The sequence below is a fragment of the Lentimonas sp. CC4 genome, assembly GCF_902728235.1.
Taxonomy (GTDB): domain Bacteria; phylum Verrucomicrobiota; class Verrucomicrobiia; order Opitutales; family Coraliomargaritaceae; genus Lentimonas.
Genome location: NZ_CACVBO010000002.1, coordinates 660504 through 677507, shown reverse-complemented (window position 1 = coordinate 677507; position 17004 = coordinate 660504). Strand labels below are relative to the sequence as shown.

Genomic DNA, 17004 nt, shown 5'->3' with positions numbered 1-17004 from the left:
AGAAGCACTTCGGCGCGGTTCGGTGTCGCCTCTCAAAGCGCACCGATAATCACCCCCTATAGATGATACCCAAAAAAATGGTGACTAAGCCCTGCGGCGACGAGCCATGACGCAGCTCATGCCTAAGAGGCCGGCGAGCAAGGCATAGCTGCTAGGCTCTGGGATAGATTGCCAACCTGCGGCGTCCAACGCAGTCTTCGTGAAAGCTCCTCCCGAATTCGCAATAAGCGCATCATCATAAAAAGCTCCAATCGCAGTGCCCCCGTCAAATTTACCAAGGTTAGCAATCAATTCGGTCGCTGCCGTCCCAGTCAGGTTACTCAGGTCTGCGCCGCTGAAATTTGCCGCAAGGTTTTTATCGGCCACAGAGGTCGATCCGGCGCCGCCGCTAAAAAAGGTAGAGAAGCCGACGGAAGACGCAACTCCCCATGTAATGTTCGAAAAATCAGCCCCCGTCAGTGTGGCATCCCGGAACGTATTGAGGTTGCCATTAATGTTGATCGTGGCTCCCGAGAAATTAGCATAGGATAGATCGCTGAACAGAAAAAACTGATTGTTACCACTAGCGTTGCTAATGGTCGAATTGGAAAAGTCCGCTCCCACAAAAGTGTCATTGTAACCGAAGTTGTTCCCGCTGAACGTCAGCCCCAATCCGCTCAGGTTCGCCCCGTTAAAGTTTGTCACAGCAGTCCCGCCGTTTGTGCTAAACTTACCGGTCGCCCAAGAAGTGATCCCCAACGCAGTGAAATCCGTATTGGACAAATTGCTGCCGTCGTTGATTTTCAGCGTGCTGTCGGTCCAATCACCATCCGTAATAGGTCCCGTATTGGTCAGCGTGTCGAGCGATGAATCATACGTCACCGTGGAATCTGTTCCAATATCGTAGACGGCCGCCTGCGCCAGCCCCGCAAGCAATAGGCCGGCACTGAATGCTGTGTATAGTTTCTTCATATTTTTTTCTTAGGCTTTATTTTTATAGCGATTATTGACACTCCAAGAGAAAGTCAGGAGGCATCAATGGATACCATATAATACCAGAAACCCAGACGCTCCGCTATCGCATGAAGATGTGAATTTGGCCCACATCGTTTCTTTTCCCAAATGGAGGCATTGACGATGGCTAGTGATCATATAGCTTACTCGACTCAATGCCTGCTCCCCACAACCTATTACGCTTTCTGGCACTCGTCTTCGTATTTATGGCGCTCACAGTTCCCATGTGGGCACGGACCCAAGTCGAATTTGCCGAGGTCGAAGCGACCTACACTCATGGTGATGCGGCAGACCTTGAAAGCACGATCGACGGCCGCAATGCGTCGTCCACAGGTTGGAGCCTCGGTAAGAAGTTTGACTTGCCGCAATCCATTATCTTCACGACCAAGAATCCCGTGGAAGCGGATCTCCTGGAGCTGTCGCTCTGTTTCATGTCAGGTGATCCGCACTCGGCCTTCGCTGACTTCTCAGTGACCTTCACAACGGATGAAGTGCCCTCTGAAAATGGCAACTGGGTCGCCCTGCCCCTTCTGAATTTCAGCGCAATCACCTGCGAACTCACAACGGACAGCGGCGGTCGTATACGTGCAGAAGAAACGCATGCGGTTACCACGGGGATGATTCCGGATGAGATCTATCGGATCTCTACCCGGCTTCCCGGTAAAGCTGTCACAGGATTCCGAATCGAGGTATTTCCGGTGCAGCGCAATGTGAGGCCGATAAACAAAACAGTAATGGCGTGGGGACTCACCGGAGACTTCGTGCTCACCGAGTTTCGAGTCGAGGTTTTGTCGACTTCAACCAACGTGGCACTCGGCGCACCAGTAACCGTGACGCATCCTCTGTATCAAACGTCGAATATCGTATACAAAAAAGCGCCCCAGCGCTACAGGCACATGACGGCGGACGCGCTCACTGATGGCTGGCCGTCAACGCTCGCACATCCAGGAAGTGGAGCTCACGGACAAAACTTCTATTTTGAAATCGACTTGGGGCAACAGAGGAAAATCGATCATGTCGGCCTGCGACAACGCGGGGATAACCTCAGTCTGGAACGTTTCGGTAACATGCGGATCCAGCTCTATGATGAGCCCCCACAAACAGGAGCATCACCGACGTGGCAGACTCTCAACCGTCCAGATGGATCGTTCCCAGAGTCAGGAGCGGTCGATGTTTTACGCGCGGCAGACGGCATTGGGGCGTTTCACGGGCGCTACATTCGTATTTCTAGTGAAAGCTCTATTGCCCGCACCCCCCAGCTAGCCGAAATCGAAGTATATGAGACACGCACCCCGCAGCTAGTCGCTGTAATCGCAGACGACCTGGTGCTTCCGGAAGACTCGCAGTTACGCATTCCTCCGGCAATCGGACGGCTTAGCTTTCAATTCGAGATTCCTCAGACCGGCCAACCACCAGCCAAGCTTTACCGCTGGAGACTGGATGGTGAGAATAAAGGTTGGCGCACGTCAAACTCACTTCTACTTGAAACTGCGTGCCCGCCACCAGGAACGCACCGCATGGAGCTCCAAGCGGCACACAGCGACGGCACTTGGGATGCCTCCGTCTTGGACATTTCCTTCGTTGTGGATGCTAAGTTTACGGAAACGCCTGCATTTCTTTGGTTGATAGGATCCGTGACCTTAATCATCGGAATTTTGTTAGCTCGGTATGTTTCGAAGCGAAAAATCGATCAATTGAAAGCCCAATCAGCTCTGGAGGTTGAGCGTTCACGTATCGCCGCAAACATGCACGACGATGTAGGCGCGCGTCTTGCGCAAATCGCCGTGCTCCACGACGTATTTGCTGCTCAGCATGACTTGTCCAACGTAGCCCACACGGATCTATCGAAACTTGCAGGTTACACGCGTGGAGCAATGGCTGCGCTGGATGAAACAGTGTGGGCAGTCAACCCTCGCAACAACACAGTTGCTGCGCTCGAAACCTTTCTGATACAATATGCGGATGACTACCTGCTCCCACTCGGGATCGATTGTATAATGGACAGCCAAAACAAATGGCCCACACTCAACCTTCGCTCTGGCATACGTCATGAGGTTGCACTCGTATTCAAAGAAGCACTGCAAAACATCGTCAAACACGCTGGCGCAAGTGAAGTGTCCATTACCCTTGCCCACGAATCCGATCAGTTCATCATCCAGATCGCCGACAATGGCTGCGGATTCTCAGAGGCACCCAACACACCCGGGCAAGACGGCCTCATCAATATGCGTAACCGCATGGCTGCCATCGATGGCACTTGTGAATGGTTGCCAAATGAGAACAACGGCACCACAGTCGAAATAAAATTCCCCATCTCATGAACAAAATCGAAGCCCCCATTTCCGTAGCCCTGATTGAAGATAACGAGCGTTTCGCCAGTGCTCTGGAAACATTTTTCCAACTCCCCAACTCCCCCATCGACTGTCACGCGATATACGGAAGCAGCGAAGAAGCGATCAAGAAGCTCCCAAGAAACCCACCCGCAGTGGCATTGGTGGACATCAACCTTCCTGGGAAAAACGGGATCGAATGCATCGCAAAGCTAAAAGCCAAATGCCCCGATCTCATCTGTCTCGTGCTCACCATGTATAAGGAGGACGATTTAATTTTCGACGCCCTGCGTGCGGGCGCCTGTGGATATCTCTTAAAACGCACACCACCCGCTGAGGTCGTCGAAGCAATTGAACTCGCCAATAGCGGAGGTTCACCGATGAGCCCGCACATTGCGCGTCAGCTCGTGGGCTACTTCCAGCAAAGTCCCAAAAACAAACTAGAAGATGGTCTGACCCCGCGCGAGAAGGACGTGCTCGACCTTCTGGTCAAAGGCAAGCCCTACAAGGAAATCGCAAGCGATCTCTACGTGAGCCTCGATACCGTCCGCAGCCACGTCCGGAGAATCTACCGGAAGCTCCACATCAACTCGCGCGCAGAAATCATGCTTAAGTTTGGAAAATAAGAGGGCGAATCCGTATTCAAGCATCCCCTCATACATGTCTTTGCATCGTTTAATTGAACGTCACTTATGCTCTATTTTAAACTCCTCCCCTGCGCAGCATATCCTTCTACACATATTTGCCTCGTTAATATTTCGTTATCAATCAACTCTTTCAAACTCCTCCCCTGCGAAGGGGAGGTGGCCCCGTCTGCGGGGTCGGAGGGGTTTTCACGGTTATTTAAGCCAAGCGGTCAACAAAGCTGCTTCGGTTCCGCAAAGAACCCTTCCGTCTAGCTTCGCGATCCACCTTCCCTTCGCAGGGAAGGAGCCATTTAGCGCTAACTTAATGTGCCGAGATTATGTATCGGGTCATGGACATGGCAGAAAGAGCGCTCTCACTGGGAGTCCAGAAAACCATCCTACCTAGTTTGCAGAATATTCCTCTGAGAGGTTTTCCGCTTTCTTTCGCATGGCTTCAAGGACACTCGTATACTCAGGGTTGGTGGCGAGATTGTTCATTTCCTGCGGATCTTTTTCGATGTCATAGAGCTCTTCAATGACGGGCGTATGCTCGAAGTAGCTGAAGTATTTATAGCGCTCTGTCCTCACGCCTCGTGAGCGATACGATTTATTATCCGCAATGACACGTTCGTTGATTTCGGCGATATTTGCGGGCACCTTTTTGGAGTGCAGGCTACCGATGAACAAACTTTCGATATACACTGCGTCGCGCCATTGCTCGAGGTCTTGAGTTTGCTCAATCACTGGAGTCAGGTCGCGGCCCTGCATACTATCAGGAATCTCTAAGCCCGCATACGAGACGATGGTCGGCGCGACATCGACTGAAGACATCAGCGCAGACTCACGGCGCCCGCGAGCTTCTTTCGCCACTCGACCGTCAAACACGATGAACGGGGCTTTCACGGACTCATCATAAAGAATCGCTTTGTCATAGAGACCGTGCGAGCCATGGAAACGCCCATTGTCACTCGTGTAGAGGATCACCGTATTATCGAGCACTCCCATTGTTGCGAGCTGTCGCATCAATCGACCGACCTGCTGGTCGACACTGTATCCTTGAGTAGCAAAGCGTCGGACCAACTTTTGATAGAGCGCAGGCGTCGATGTGCGTTGCTTGTGCAAAGCAACGCCGCGCCAATTATCCAGCACCTCAGGCAGTTTCGTATTCCGACCTTCCACCCAGTTTTCAGGCACGCTGAAATCATACTCACTGAACTCCGCGACGTCGGGTGGATACATGTCGTGGTCCTTGTCATTCTTAACCGCAAAGAAACTAATCGAGAGGCAGAATGGCTGATCTTTGGGCTGAGTCTCAAGGAAATGCATCATCGCATCACCCGTCTTTAGAGTGCGCTCGTTAAGCGGTCGTTCCTTACTGTAGATGGCATCCAACGTTTCATCTTTCGGCCATGCAGCAAACGCACCACGAAAGTGCACGCCCGATCCCGCAAAGAAATCAAAGTATGGAGAGAGTTCTTTTTGTATATTATAGCCCGAAACAATGCCCTTACGTTCATAGGCCTCATCGGTCACGGGAAACCCGAACTTCCCCACAAAGCCTGTGCGATACCCCGCAGCTTTAAGCATGGCAGGATAGGTGTTGTTGAAATCTGACTTGGAGAGCGTGTAGTTATACGGATGCGAGAACCCGACTTTGTGATTCGATAGATATCGCCCCGACATCATCGTCACACGACTCGGCAGGCAAATCGCAACCGCATAGTAAGCATTATCAAAGATGACGCCCTCTTGCGCAAGACGATCAATATTCTCCGTTCTGAACTCAGGCCTGCCGTAACAACCGAAATTGTCCCAGCGCTGGTCATCTGTCATCAAAAAGACAATATTGGGCTTGTTCGCAGCATGAGTGAGCTGACTCAAGGCGACAAACAACAAGAGTCGCACAATTTTTAAAGCTCTCATAAGCTGCGATGCGAATCCTATTATTTAGTTACGACAGCAAGTTCCTGAAAGGCGGTGTTCTCACCGCCACCCGCAGGACTTACTGGTGAGACCGCCCAAACGATCCAGCGAAAATCGCCCAACGTCTTTCCATCTAGAGATTGAAGGGAAGCTGCAATAAACTTCGCCATGGCAGCACCAGTGTCAATACTACCAAGCGGTGTGAATTTTTTAAGATCCCAACCTGGATCGGTCGCGGAGTTGCTGCCGTAAATGATCACCTTCTGTGCGCCACGCGTATTCCCCATATTATACGACCAGCTCGTAATCTCAGTCACTGGCTTCACAGCGCCCAAGTCCATTTTGTAGGCACCGTTTCGAGTGGCATTTGCAAATACTGGGCCATATCCTGTAGCTAGTTTTCCGTCGGTCAAAACGGCCACCGAATTATTGCCGGTCTTCTGATTGGCCGTAACTGTCTGCACTGAAGTAGCAGGCACTGGCAATTTCGTAAATCCCTCAGGACTCGAAGATGTCTCAACTTCAACGATCGACCTCCGAACGACAGTCAACTCAATCACCTTCTGGTCACGCACGACTTTCAACTTAAGCGATTCAGATTGAATTGCCGAAAGCACTTGAAACAACTGGTCAGTGTTTTTTACGGCCTTGCCGTTCACTCCCTGAATCAGATCGCCCTCCGTCAATCCAGCCTTGGCAGCAGCCGACGTTACTGGAATGTCCGTCAAGGCAGCACCGCCTTCTTCTTCGCTGACTCCATATGCGGAGAACTCCACGCCTTCCAGATTCTTCAATGTGGCTCCGAGCCATGTAACCTGTTGCGGCACAGATTTGGTGATCTGTCCGGGTTTGCCTGATCTGCTTCCAGAGGTTTTCAACGGAGGAATAATCGGTGTGCGAGCAATCGCTTTGAGCGAAGGCTTCTTCACGCCGAACTGATCCATTGGAAAGTTCTTAAAACCGACTTCCAATGCTGGAGAGCCGTCCTTGACTCGGAAATCTGCATTGGCCGGATCGATAAACATCGGATCTCCGTAAATGGAATTTTTGTCCCACTGCAATTTACTAGAGTTTCTCATCACAGCAGCCTTGTTCACGCTGTAGAGATTCTCGTCGACACGTGTGCCATCGACATAAGGTGAGCTCATCCGAGCGGGCTTGTGTGCGCTCATGAAGATATTGGAATACACTTGGTCCTTGCTGCCATGATACCAGACGTGTGGGTGCAGGCCGTTGTTGACCGTAATGTTATTCCATGCATGGCGACGGAAGCCCTCACGCAGCTTCAAGCCATTGTTGAGCATCAAATTATTGTAGATGTCGTAGTTGGTCGAACCATCATCGAGGTCAATGTCCCAACCATGATCGCAGCGCCAACGGCTATCACGAATCGTAGTCGTCTTCATTGCATCTAGAAACGGTAGTGTCGGATCCTTATCAATTGCGGCTTGCGAAGTCTGTTGATCTGAGCGCCAGAAACGATCACGTCCCCATGAGTTGAAGGAACCGTGGTCATGTGTTTCCAGCACAGTGTCAAATACGTCGCAGCGCTCGATCAAGTGACCACCCCAAGTGCCTTCGCTGATGTTGATACCAGAACGCGCCGTATCGTAGATCGAGCAATCACGCACAGTGATATCCATCGCCATAGAGATCTGAACCCCTGCAGGTTGGCGCTCAACACGACCAATGCCATGAATCAAGCAATCTTCCACTGCAGAGTCTGCAGGGTAATTGTTGGTCTTCGGTCCCACAGTGCGGTCTATTTTCGACAGATCATTTTTCTCGTTGTATTCAAACAAGGGATCACGCACTGCGTCTGGATCACCAACGAAACAGACACCACTCGCGCCTGCATCATGAATGTGGCAGCCTTTAACGAGCACATCGCGATTGTAATTATTAACGAAAATCGCATTGCCGCCGACTTGGTCAAATTCCGTATCCAATATCTGGATATCTTCGGTGCCTGTCAGTAGGAATGCCCCACCGCGATAAATGGCCCAGTCTGAGCGTAAGAGCGGCTCCTTCACATCCATAAAGGTGCGAGCGGCATGGCGCACGACGAAGCCTTGCAGTGTGATGTATTTGACTGGATTTGCTTCGCTGCCTTCAAACTCGACTAAATGGCGAAGGCGCACGACTTCCACTTTCGCTGACTTTAGATCAACCCCTGCAGTCGGCTTGTAATAGAGCGTGTTAGTTTTCGCGTTGTGATACCACTCCCCTTCGGCATCCAACTCCTCAAAAATGTTTTCCACCATACGGTAGTCCTTGTGCATGCCCATCTTACGATTGTTCTGCCAACCACCTTCGTAAGTGACTTCACCTTTAGCATTTTTACCAGTAATTTGGTAATGGTAGCCGCCCCAGCGCTTCACATGCATGGCATGGATATAGCCGCCAGCCGGATCTGCCCAGTTTGCTGCGCGTTCCTTCGAAAAGGCATCCGCCGCAAATCCTTGATATGGCTCCGCCTTCTTCGCTGGGTCGTAATTCGGGTAACGCGCCATGCGCTGGTTGCGGCCATCAATGAAGACCTGGTCGATGACTAGACCGGCTGGAGTTTGAGCCTGGAAGATTCCGCCCTGATACGGCTGCCACGTCAAATCGAGTTGTGAACCACCACTCAAAACCGCCTTGCCCTCGTTTTCAGCTTTGTAGATGACCGGAGCTTGCATGGCCCCAGAGTCTTCCGGAGTGAATACCAGTGTTTCAGGGAGATAATAAATGCCATCTTCCACGTGCACCGTCACCGCTTCTTTACCGGCAACCGTTCTTACTAGGTTTTGTGCAGCTGCGAGTGATGCAACAGGAGCGGATTTTGTGCCGGAATTGGAGTCCGTTCCTTGGGTGCTGACATAGATGTCTGCTGCTTGAGAAATGGATGGGATCGCCAACACGCAGAGGAGCTTAAGGGCGGAGTTTTTGAAGCTAAATAGTTGTTTCATAGACGTCTGATTTAAAAAAATTGGATAAGTCGCTTCTATCTTAACAGAAAACATGTGTCTGCGCTATCGCATGAAGATGTGACAACGCTTCCCCAAGCAGGCGTTGACGAAACTAGGGCAACGATCTAACTTGCCAATATTTTATGCATTCTAGGAAACAACGATGGCGCCTTTTAGCGCTGGCCGCTGCGCTGATCGCCTCCATGGCCTCCACGTCGGCACGCACCTCAGTCGTCTTTTCCGATGTCGAAGCATCTTACCATGCTGGAGACCCCGAGCATCTCAAACAAACAATTGACGGCCGAAACGAGTCAGCCACGGGGTGGAGCGTAGGGGGGCACTTCAATTCCCCGCAATCGGCGATATTCACGACAAAAGATCCCATTGAGGCGGATCTGATAGAGCTCTCGCTGTGCTTTATGTCAGGTCGGCCACACGCAGCGTTCGCGGACTTTGCCTTGAGCTACACGACAGACGCCATTCCCTCCCAAACTGGCAACTGGGAGCCCCTGCCACTGCTGAACTACAGCGCCACCAGCTGCGAACTCTCTGCAACGCCTGACAATCGGCTGACAGCTAAGGAGGTCTCCTACGTAGTGACAGGTATGATACCAGACGACATCTACCGCATTTCCACCCGCTTGCTCGGCAAAGCGGCCACGGGCTTCCGGATCGATGTCTACCCTGTATTACGCGTCATGCGCCCCGCAGATGGACCAGTCATGGCTTGGGCATCGACTGGGGATTTTATGCTTACGGAATTTCGTGTCGAAATCATGTCCACTTCGACAAATGTTGCGCTCGGCGCCTCAGCCACTGCAACCCACCCGCTTCACGAGACCAAATTTCCTACCGTTTCCAGCACCATGATGGCGGCGACCACGTTGACCGATGGCTGGCCCTCAACCCTCGCACACCCAGCCAAGGGCGTGCCGGTCAAAGACTTCTACTTTGAGATCGACCTAGGCGAACAAAGGAAGCTCGACCACTTGGGGCTACGGCAGCGCGGCGATCACTATAGTTTAGACCGATTCAGCAAGATGCGAATCAAGCTCTACGATCAGGATCCAAAATCCGGTGCCACGCCGATCTGGGAGACCCTCAACCGTCCAGACGGCTCCTACCCTCCACAAGGTGCAGTCGACATCTTACGTGCTTCAGACGGCCAAGGCGACTTTAACGGACGCTACATTCGGATCTCCAGCGAAAACTCGAGACCACAATCCCCCATGCTGGCCGAGGTCGAAGCCTATGAAACACGCACTGCGGAATTGGTGGCAGTGATTGCTGACGGGGAAATCCTTACGACAGACAGCAACCCACACATTCCCCCCGGCGTTCAACGACTGGGTTTTCAGTTCAAAATCCCGCAGACGGGCAAACCGTATGATCGACTCTACCGCTGGAGAAGTAGCGACGGCAACAAGAGCTGGCACACGTCGAACACTCTGCTACTTGAAATTCCTTGCCCTCCCGCGGGCGATTTCCAACTGGAACTACAAGCCGCGCACAGCGACGGCACTTGGGACGCGTCCGTATTAAAACTGCCATTGACCGTGCAGGCACGCTTTACTCAAACACCCACATTCCTCTGGCTGATCGGCTCCGTAACATTGCTTGTGGGAGCATTATCAGCACGCTATTTCTCGCGTCTAAAAATCAAACGCTTGGAGGCGCAAACCGCACTCGAAGCCGAGCGTTCACGAATCGCGCGTAACATGCACGACGACGTAGGCGCACGTCTGGCTCAACTCACCGTGCTACAGGATGTCTTTACACTAGAACATGAGCTACCGACCGCGGCCAATACGGATCTAGCTGCCTTGACTAGCTATACACGTGAGGCAATGAGCGCACTCGATGAAGCCGTATGGACCGTGAACCCACGCAACGATACACTACCCGCGCTCGCCGCGTATTTGATACAAAATATCGATGCATATCTATCACCACTCGGAATCACTTACCGCATCGACAGCCCCAACGAATGGGCAAACATTCCACTGCAAGCTGGCACACGACATGAAGTCGCCCTCGCCTTCAAAGAGTCTTTACAGAATATCGTCAAACACGCCGCAGCAAGCGAAGTCGCTGTAACACTACGCCATACCGACGGGCAATTCATAATCCGTGTGGCGGACAACGGTTGCGGGTTTCCCGACGAATCAGTCGGGCCTGGACAAGATGGACTCCTCAACATGCGCCAACGCCTTCAATCGATCCACGGCAGTTGCGACTGGTTGCCCAATAAAAATGGCGGCACAATCGTCGAAATGAAATTACCACTCTCATGACTCAAACAGAAGCAAGTATTCCCGTCGTCCTAATCGAAGACAGCGAGCCCTATGCCCGCGCCTTGGAGAAATTTTTCAAGCTCCCGAGCTCGGCAGTTGAATGCCAGGCGATATACGGCAGCACCGAAGCAGCGGTGCAAGCGATACCCGATCACCCGCCTTCAGTGGCACTCGTAGACATCAACCTGCCAGGCGAAAACGGGATCGAATGTATCACGCAGCTTAAACAGCTCTGCCCCTCACTGATTTGCATCGTCCTGACCATGTATGAAGAGGACGAGTTAATCTTTGACGCCCTACGCGCAGGCGCTTGTGGCTATTTGTTAAAACGCACACCACCAGCGGAGATCGTCGACGCTATTCAAGTTGCCTATCGCGGTGGCTCACCGATGTCGCCACACATCGCTCGACAGGTGGTGGGCTTCTTTCACCGCAGCCCACAGCCAAAGCCAGAAGATGGTCTCACGCCGCGTGAACAGGAAGTGCTCGACCTACTGATCAAGGGTATGCTTTACAAAGAAATCGCAGATCAACTAACTGTCAGCCTCGACACAGTGCGCAGCCACGTCCGTAAAATCTATGGAAAGCTGCAGATTCATTCACGCACTGAGATCATTCTGAAATACGGCAAACGCATGGGGTGACTTTCGACAGACTGCGCACTCAATAGGACTCCCCTCCTAATTGAGCATATCCTTCTACATAAGTTGGGGGCATCTGAAGTGAGCAGTAAAAAACTCGTTCCCTGCGAAGTGAAGGTGGATCGCGAAGCGAGACGGAAGGGTTCTTTGCGGAACCTAAGCGTATTTTACCAGCTTGACTAAAATAACAGTGAAAACCCCTCTGACTCGGCAGACCGAGCCACCTCCCCTGGGCTGGGGAGGAGTTAAAAAAAAGAGCATTAATGACGTTATATCGAAGATACAAAGATATGTAGAAGGATATGCCTAATTGAGGAGGGGGGAGTTTGAGTTTAGGCCAACTCATCTAGATCCCCGACTACCTAGTCTCACGCTGATACTGTTCTTCATCCATCCACGATAGCTCTTTCCAGTAACCAGTATCGTTGGGCTGAGGTGCTCCTAGCGTGGTGCGACCAGAGACGACGATTGTTGTGATTTCCTTTGTCAAACGATCCACGACTTCAGGATGCTGCGCTGCGACATTAGTGGTCTCTGCGCGGTCTTTCGACAGATCATAGAGTTCCGTTTGTTTCACCTTCTTACTCGGTAGAATCAACTTCCAGTTACCCTCGGTAATGGCATACCGATTATCCCCAGCTCCATTGCCATAATTGATTAACGGCAAACGCTCCGCGTCCGAATCCGCATCGAGTAGCACCGCAGCAAAGCTCTGGCTATCTTCCCCGCCATCGGCAGGCACGTCAGCGCCGACAATCTCCGCGAAGGTTGCGAGTAAATCGACTTGCCCGACGAGACCGTCCCATTCACGTCCAGCTTGGTCAATCCCTGCAGGCCAACGCACTAGGAAGGGCACGCGATGGCCACCTTCATACACAGAGCGTTTACCCTCTTTGAAGCCGCCACGACTATCGTGCCCCGTTTTTTCCAAACGCTGAGGCCAAGATTTCTCGGGGCCGTTATCGCTGCTATACACGATCATCGTGTTGTCATCGAGGTCAGATTCTTTAAGAAACTCAAGAATGCGTCCAACATGATAATCAGTTTCGATCACAAACTCACCGTAAGCACCAGCTTCACCCTGCCCGTGGAATTCGGGCAGCGGGCAAACCGGATAATGGGGTGAGGTGTATGGCAGATAGAGAAAGAATGGTTTGCCAATCTTTGCGTCCGCGGTCTGGTCAGCCATCCATTCGATCGCTTTGTCGGTGAAGCGTGTCAGGCACTGGTTATCAATGAAATCGGGCGCGATCTCGAAGTTCGATTTAACCATGCGTGTCGGGTCCTTAGACTTCTCTGCCGTTTGCTCAAAGGGCGGCATAATACGGTAGTCCACATAGCGCGGGTTCTTCTTTTTATTGGTATACAGCGTCGGTGGCACTGCGGCATATCGCCCCTCGAACCATGCGAGAATTCCGAAATTGAGTGACGCTGGAATTCCATAAAAGTAATCGAAGCCCTTATCTAAAGGCATATCTAGAATGGGTTGCGACCAATCCCGATTCTTTGGTGTGCCTGGAAAGTCCATGCCTAAATGCCACTTACCTACCATGCCGGTATTGTAGCCGTTGTCCTTCAACAGTGAGGCGAGCGTCATTCGTCCGTCTTCGATCATGCATTTCCCTTCGGCACCCATCACGCCTGATTTACGTGTCGTCCGCCACGAGTAGCGCCCCGTCAGGAGGCCGTAACGTGACGGCGTGCAAACTGAGTCTGGACTGTGCCCGTTGGTGAAGGCGACTCCCTCATGCACCAGACGATCTAGGTTCGGCGTATGAAACTTCGCATCCGGATTCAGCGCACTCACATCACCATAGCCTTGGTCATCAGTGTAGATGACAATGATATTTGGCTTGTGCATCTTTGCTTGTGCAGTGAGGCAACTGAGCGTCACTGCCATGCTGAATGCCGTCGCAGAGCCAAGTAGACGTAGGAAATTATTACGTAGTTTCATGCCGACTATTGACCGCTCTTCCAGAGCTTAATCTTCGTTGTATCATTCTCCGAATCAACCCCGTCAGTGCTACGACCGCGAGCAATATCATCTTCTAATTGCTGAAGCAGGCGTGCGGCCACCTCAGGATGAGACTCATACAGATTAGTCGTCTCACCAGGGTCGGCCTCCATATCGTAGAGTTGCGCAACGGGGGCACCCTGTTTCTTCGCTTCAGCTTCCTTCGGAGCTGTCCAACCTCCAGAGCCTCGCGCTAGGAGTAGTTTCCATTTACCCTGTCGATAGCCGAAGTGCCCGCTAATCGAGTGATGAATCACGCCGTGGCGTGTTGAAGTGATCTCCTGCCCAGATAGTGCAGGTAAAAAGCTCACACTGTCTTCTGCTGCATGCGCAGGTAGCACTGTGCCCAAAAAGTCAGAGCAAGTCGCAAACAAGTCGGTTAAGCAAATCAACTGATCGGATTGTGAGCCGGCCTGAATCGTTCCAGGCCAACGCACCACAAAGGGAACGCGATGCCCACCGTCCCACAGATCCGCTTTGGAACCGCGGAATTGCGCGCTGGAATAGTGCCCCTTCTTTTGAAGTTCGGGGAGATTCGCCCCCTTGGAGGTGCCATTGTCACTAGAGAAGATCACCAGTGTGTTATCTGTGAAGCCATTGCGATCTAGCGCATCTAGGATCGCACCGAAGCCATCGTCGGTCTCCATTACAAAGTCCGCGTGTTTGTTGAGCCCGCTTCGCCCCTGCCATGGCTTCGTCGGCAGCACGGGAGAGTGTGGCGAACCATACGGAACATAGAGAAAGAACGGCTGATCTTTATCCATCTTCGCGCGCTCATCGATATACTCAACCGCTTTGCGGGTCAAACGTGGCAACATATGAATCTCCTCCTCGTGAGCGATCACCGTATCGTTTTCGATCACGCCCTTCATATCACCGGCATGGTGAAAGCCATGATAATAATTAAAGCCGCGATGAACGGGTCCATCGGGAATCTTACTGCCGACTGGAGCTAAGGCTTTCTTCCCATTACGCTTCAGGGTCTCACCCGTTTTTGAATCTTGATAAAGAAAGTCGAGGTGCCACTTACCAATAATCGCGGTATGATAGCCCTGCGTTTGCAGGAAGCTTGCAACGGTCGGACGATCTTCGGCAATCAAACAGGGATCGAAGCCCTGCACCACCCCACTCTGCAAATGAGTGCGCCAGCTATAGCGACCAGTCATGAGGCCATAACGCGTCGGCGTGCACACCGATGAGCCAGAGTGCGCATCGGTAAAGATCATCCCCTCGGCCGCCAACCGGTCGACATTTGGCGTTAGGATTTTTCCCCGTTCCGGATTGAGACACTGAATATCACCAGTGCCCAAGTCATCGCAAAGAACGAAAACAATATTGGGTTTGGCAGCAGCAGCCAATAGGGATAAGGAACAACACAGAGAGGTAACGACAATGCGAATTTGTTTCATCATATAAGCTAAGCAGCATATGATATCGGAGCGCATTTGAATATCACGCATATACGGCCGTGAACAGAAATGATTCTTAGCCCTCACTAAAGCGCCCCATCGACCTAGCGATGAAATAGAGAGTCATTGCGAATCAGGGGCATGACGACTTCCGAATTCGACACCAATATTTGTATACGAGACGAGGCCTGGACTGAATATATCAAAAAATGTTAATACTAATATAAGTATTGAAAAAACCGTATCTTTAGGCAAAATGACAATATTCGTTTAAAGTGATGTAGTCATATACTTACGCCATCACGCGTTTAGCCATTTACCTCAATTCCCCCAATTAAACAGCAATGATCGAAATAAAAAAGGATCGTAAGATGAACCCGATGCTACTGAAGGTGATTTTCATCAGTATCGCTCTCCACGTAGTCGCCGGGTTCGTTGCAGGCGTCATTACGATTGCAAACATCGTCATCCCCGAAGAGACACAATTCGAAGAACCGCCAGCAGTGGTCGAAGAAGAGCCACCGCCGCCCGTAAAGGTTCAGATTAAGCCACAAGCACCGAAGCAGGAGCCCTCCCAGAGACTCACGATGCGCCCAGTGGCCAACATTGCGGTTGCTCAGATCGATGTAAATCTGCCCGAGATGGATCAAAGCTTCACCGTCAGCGCCGGTCTCGGTGGTATCGGCGGTGGACAACTGCTCGGCGGCACGCGCGGTAGTATTGGCATGGGCCTCTCGGACGTCAGTGTGTTCGGCCTGAAAACACGTGCTGAGCGAATTTTGTTCGTGATCGACGCGAATCGAGAGATGGTGACAGATAAAAAAGGCGGCCTAAATAGCTACAAAGTGATTAAAGACGAAATCACTGACATGGTCGGTAATCTCTCCGCAGGCACTTTGTTCAACGTCATGCTGCAAGACCGCAAGAAAACAGTGCTGTTTAAGCCTCAACTCATACCAGCAGGATCTGAATCGCATGCTCAATTAGTGCAGTGGATTGCATCCGTTAATAGCGATGCTGAGCATCCAGGACTAGAATCAAGCGCTCAGGCCAAAGCCCCTAGGCTGACAGCACTAGCAGACCACGAACTTCAAAGTGTCTTAGCGTGGGGTGGGAATCGAGGCAATGAGACAGGCTTCATCACACAAGTCGCTTTAGAGCAGAACGCAGATGCAATATTCTTAATCACAGGCTATCATCGTGGATTTGAAAACATCATTGCCCCCGCCAGCGATAAACAAAAACGTGACTGGGAGCGTCTAATTGCAACTAGAGACTATAAAGAACAACTCGCAGCACATCAACTGGAGGTGCCGATCATGCAAAAGCGAATCGATAAGGAATTGGCTCGTATGAATGCAGATCGTGCCAAAAAAGGCCAACCAGCACGTGTCCTCTCACAGCGCCATGGCATCTATTCTAATGCTGGCGAGCTTGATTTGAAATGGGAAACCCGACACCCGGGGCACGGCCCAGGCCATCAGCAAGTTGAGTCAAAAGATGTCATCAAGTATTTCAAGGAGTTGAACGCAGAACTTTACGAAGATAAAAACCGCACGCCCCCCTCCGTGAACGTAGTATTGTTTCTCGCAGGCGATGAAGTCTATCGCCCCGAGTGGAAAAAGCAGTTAGATCAATACGTAAGATTCTTCCGAGGTAAGAATCGCGTGATCCGCGGCGAGGATGAAATCAAGAGCGCCCGCAGCTCAAAGGGGACACGAAATTAGTAGGACGTCGCTAAAATTAAAGCAACAGGCACAAGGCTCAGATAACTGAGCTTTTCTAGCCCCCGCTGTCGTTGGATCCACGACGGAGGGGAAGGC

General features: G+C 51.6%; 10 protein-coding genes. 5 read left to right on the top strand and 5 right to left on the bottom strand.

Annotation, left to right across the window (positions count from 1 at the left end; all coding sequences use genetic code 11):
* Positions 1-84: 84 nt before the first annotated feature.
* Positions 85-951, bottom strand: a complete 867-nt coding sequence (locus GZZ87_RS19045) for a PEP-CTERM sorting domain-containing protein (protein WP_162024458.1) — start codon at positions 949-951, stop codon at positions 85-87.
* A gap of 197 nt (positions 952-1148) precedes the next feature.
* Between GZZ87_RS19045 and GZZ87_RS19040 the strand changes: the two genes are divergently transcribed.
* Positions 1149-3314, top strand: a complete 2166-nt coding sequence (locus tag GZZ87_RS19040) for an ATP-binding protein (RefSeq protein WP_162024459.1) — start codon at positions 1149-1151, stop codon at positions 3312-3314.
* A complete protein-coding gene (locus GZZ87_RS19035; RefSeq protein ID WP_162024460.1) occupies positions 3311-3949 on the top strand; it encodes a response regulator transcription factor in 639 nt (212 codons plus the stop codon). The genes GZZ87_RS19040 and GZZ87_RS19035 overlap by 4 nt, the downstream gene beginning before the upstream one ends.
* Positions 3950-4351: 402 nt before the next feature.
* Here GZZ87_RS19035 and GZZ87_RS19030 read toward each other — a convergent pair whose 3' ends face one another.
* Both GZZ87_RS19030 and GZZ87_RS19025 read right to left on the bottom strand, forming a co-directional pair.
* Complete coding sequence (locus GZZ87_RS19030) at positions 4352-5872, bottom strand: sulfatase-like hydrolase/transferase (RefSeq protein ID WP_162024461.1); 1521 nt, start codon at positions 5870-5872, stop codon at positions 4352-4354.
* 20 nt (positions 5873-5892) lie between these two features.
* The gene (locus GZZ87_RS19025) at positions 5893-8823 is read right to left on the bottom strand and encodes a PDZ domain-containing protein (RefSeq protein ID WP_162024462.1); all 2931 of its coding nucleotides are present in this window, start codon (positions 8821-8823) and stop codon (positions 5893-5895) included.
* A 143-nt stretch (positions 8824-8966) separates the two neighbouring features.
* On the opposite strand from GZZ87_RS19025, the gene GZZ87_RS19020 reads away from it, so the two are divergent.
* Positions 8967-11117, top strand: coding sequence for an ATP-binding protein (locus GZZ87_RS19020; protein WP_162024463.1), 2151 nt, complete (start codon positions 8967-8969; stop codon positions 11115-11117).
* Entirely contained in the window at positions 11114-11761 is a 648-nt protein-coding gene (locus GZZ87_RS19015) for a response regulator transcription factor (RefSeq protein ID WP_162024464.1), read from the top strand. Before GZZ87_RS19020 ends, GZZ87_RS19015 begins: the two co-directional genes overlap by 4 nt.
* 355 nt (positions 11762-12116) lie before the next feature.
* Here GZZ87_RS19015 and GZZ87_RS19010 read toward each other — a convergent pair whose 3' ends face one another.
* Together GZZ87_RS19010 and GZZ87_RS19005 are read right to left on the bottom strand one after the other, a co-directional pair.
* Positions 12117-13712, bottom strand: a complete 1596-nt coding sequence (locus GZZ87_RS19010; protein ID WP_162024465.1) for an arylsulfatase — start codon at positions 13710-13712, stop codon at positions 12117-12119.
* Positions 13713-13717: 5 nt separating this feature from the next.
* Complete coding sequence (locus tag GZZ87_RS19005; RefSeq protein ID WP_244648167.1) at positions 13718-15184, bottom strand: arylsulfatase; 1467 nt, start codon at positions 15182-15184, stop codon at positions 13718-13720.
* Between the two features lie 341 nt (positions 15185-15525).
* On the opposite strand from GZZ87_RS19005, the gene GZZ87_RS19000 reads away from it, so the two are divergent.
* The gene (locus GZZ87_RS19000) at positions 15526-16908 is read left to right on the top strand and encodes a hypothetical protein (protein ID WP_162024466.1); all 1383 of its coding nucleotides are present in this window, start codon (positions 15526-15528) and stop codon (positions 16906-16908) included.
* The last annotated feature ends 96 nt before the right edge of the window (positions 16909-17004 follow it).

Bases quoted from the DNA above. Each gene is read 5' to 3' on its own strand.
- GZZ87_RS19030 (WP_162024461.1), bottom strand. From the start codon at position 5,872: ATGAGAGCTTTAAAAATTGTGCGACTCTTGTTGTTTGTCGCCTTGAGT.
- GZZ87_RS19005 (WP_244648167.1), bottom strand. From the start codon at position 15,184: ATGATGAAACAAATTCGCATTGTCGTTACCTCTCTGTGTTGTTCCTTA.
- GZZ87_RS19025 (WP_162024462.1), bottom strand. From the start codon at position 8,823: ATGAAACAACTATTTAGCTTCAAAAACTCCGCCCTTAAGCTCCTCTGC.
- GZZ87_RS19035 (WP_162024460.1), top strand. From the start codon at position 3,311: ATGAACAAAATCGAAGCCCCCATTTCCGTAGCCCTGATTGAAGATAAC.
- GZZ87_RS19000 (WP_162024466.1), top strand. From the start codon at position 15,526: ATGATCGAAATAAAAAAGGATCGTAAGATGAACCCGATGCTACTGAAG.
- GZZ87_RS19040 (WP_162024459.1), top strand. From the start codon at position 1,149: ATGCCTGCTCCCCACAACCTATTACGCTTTCTGGCACTCGTCTTCGTA.
- GZZ87_RS19020 (WP_162024463.1), top strand. From the start codon at position 8,967: ATGCATTCTAGGAAACAACGATGGCGCCTTTTAGCGCTGGCCGCTGCG.
- GZZ87_RS19045 (WP_162024458.1), bottom strand. From the start codon at position 951: ATGAAGAAACTATACACAGCATTCAGTGCCGGCCTATTGCTTGCGGGG.
- GZZ87_RS19010 (WP_162024465.1), bottom strand. From the start codon at position 13,712: ATGAAACTACGTAATAATTTCCTACGTCTACTTGGCTCTGCGACGGCA.
- GZZ87_RS19015 (WP_162024464.1), top strand. From the start codon at position 11,114: ATGACTCAAACAGAAGCAAGTATTCCCGTCGTCCTAATCGAAGACAGC.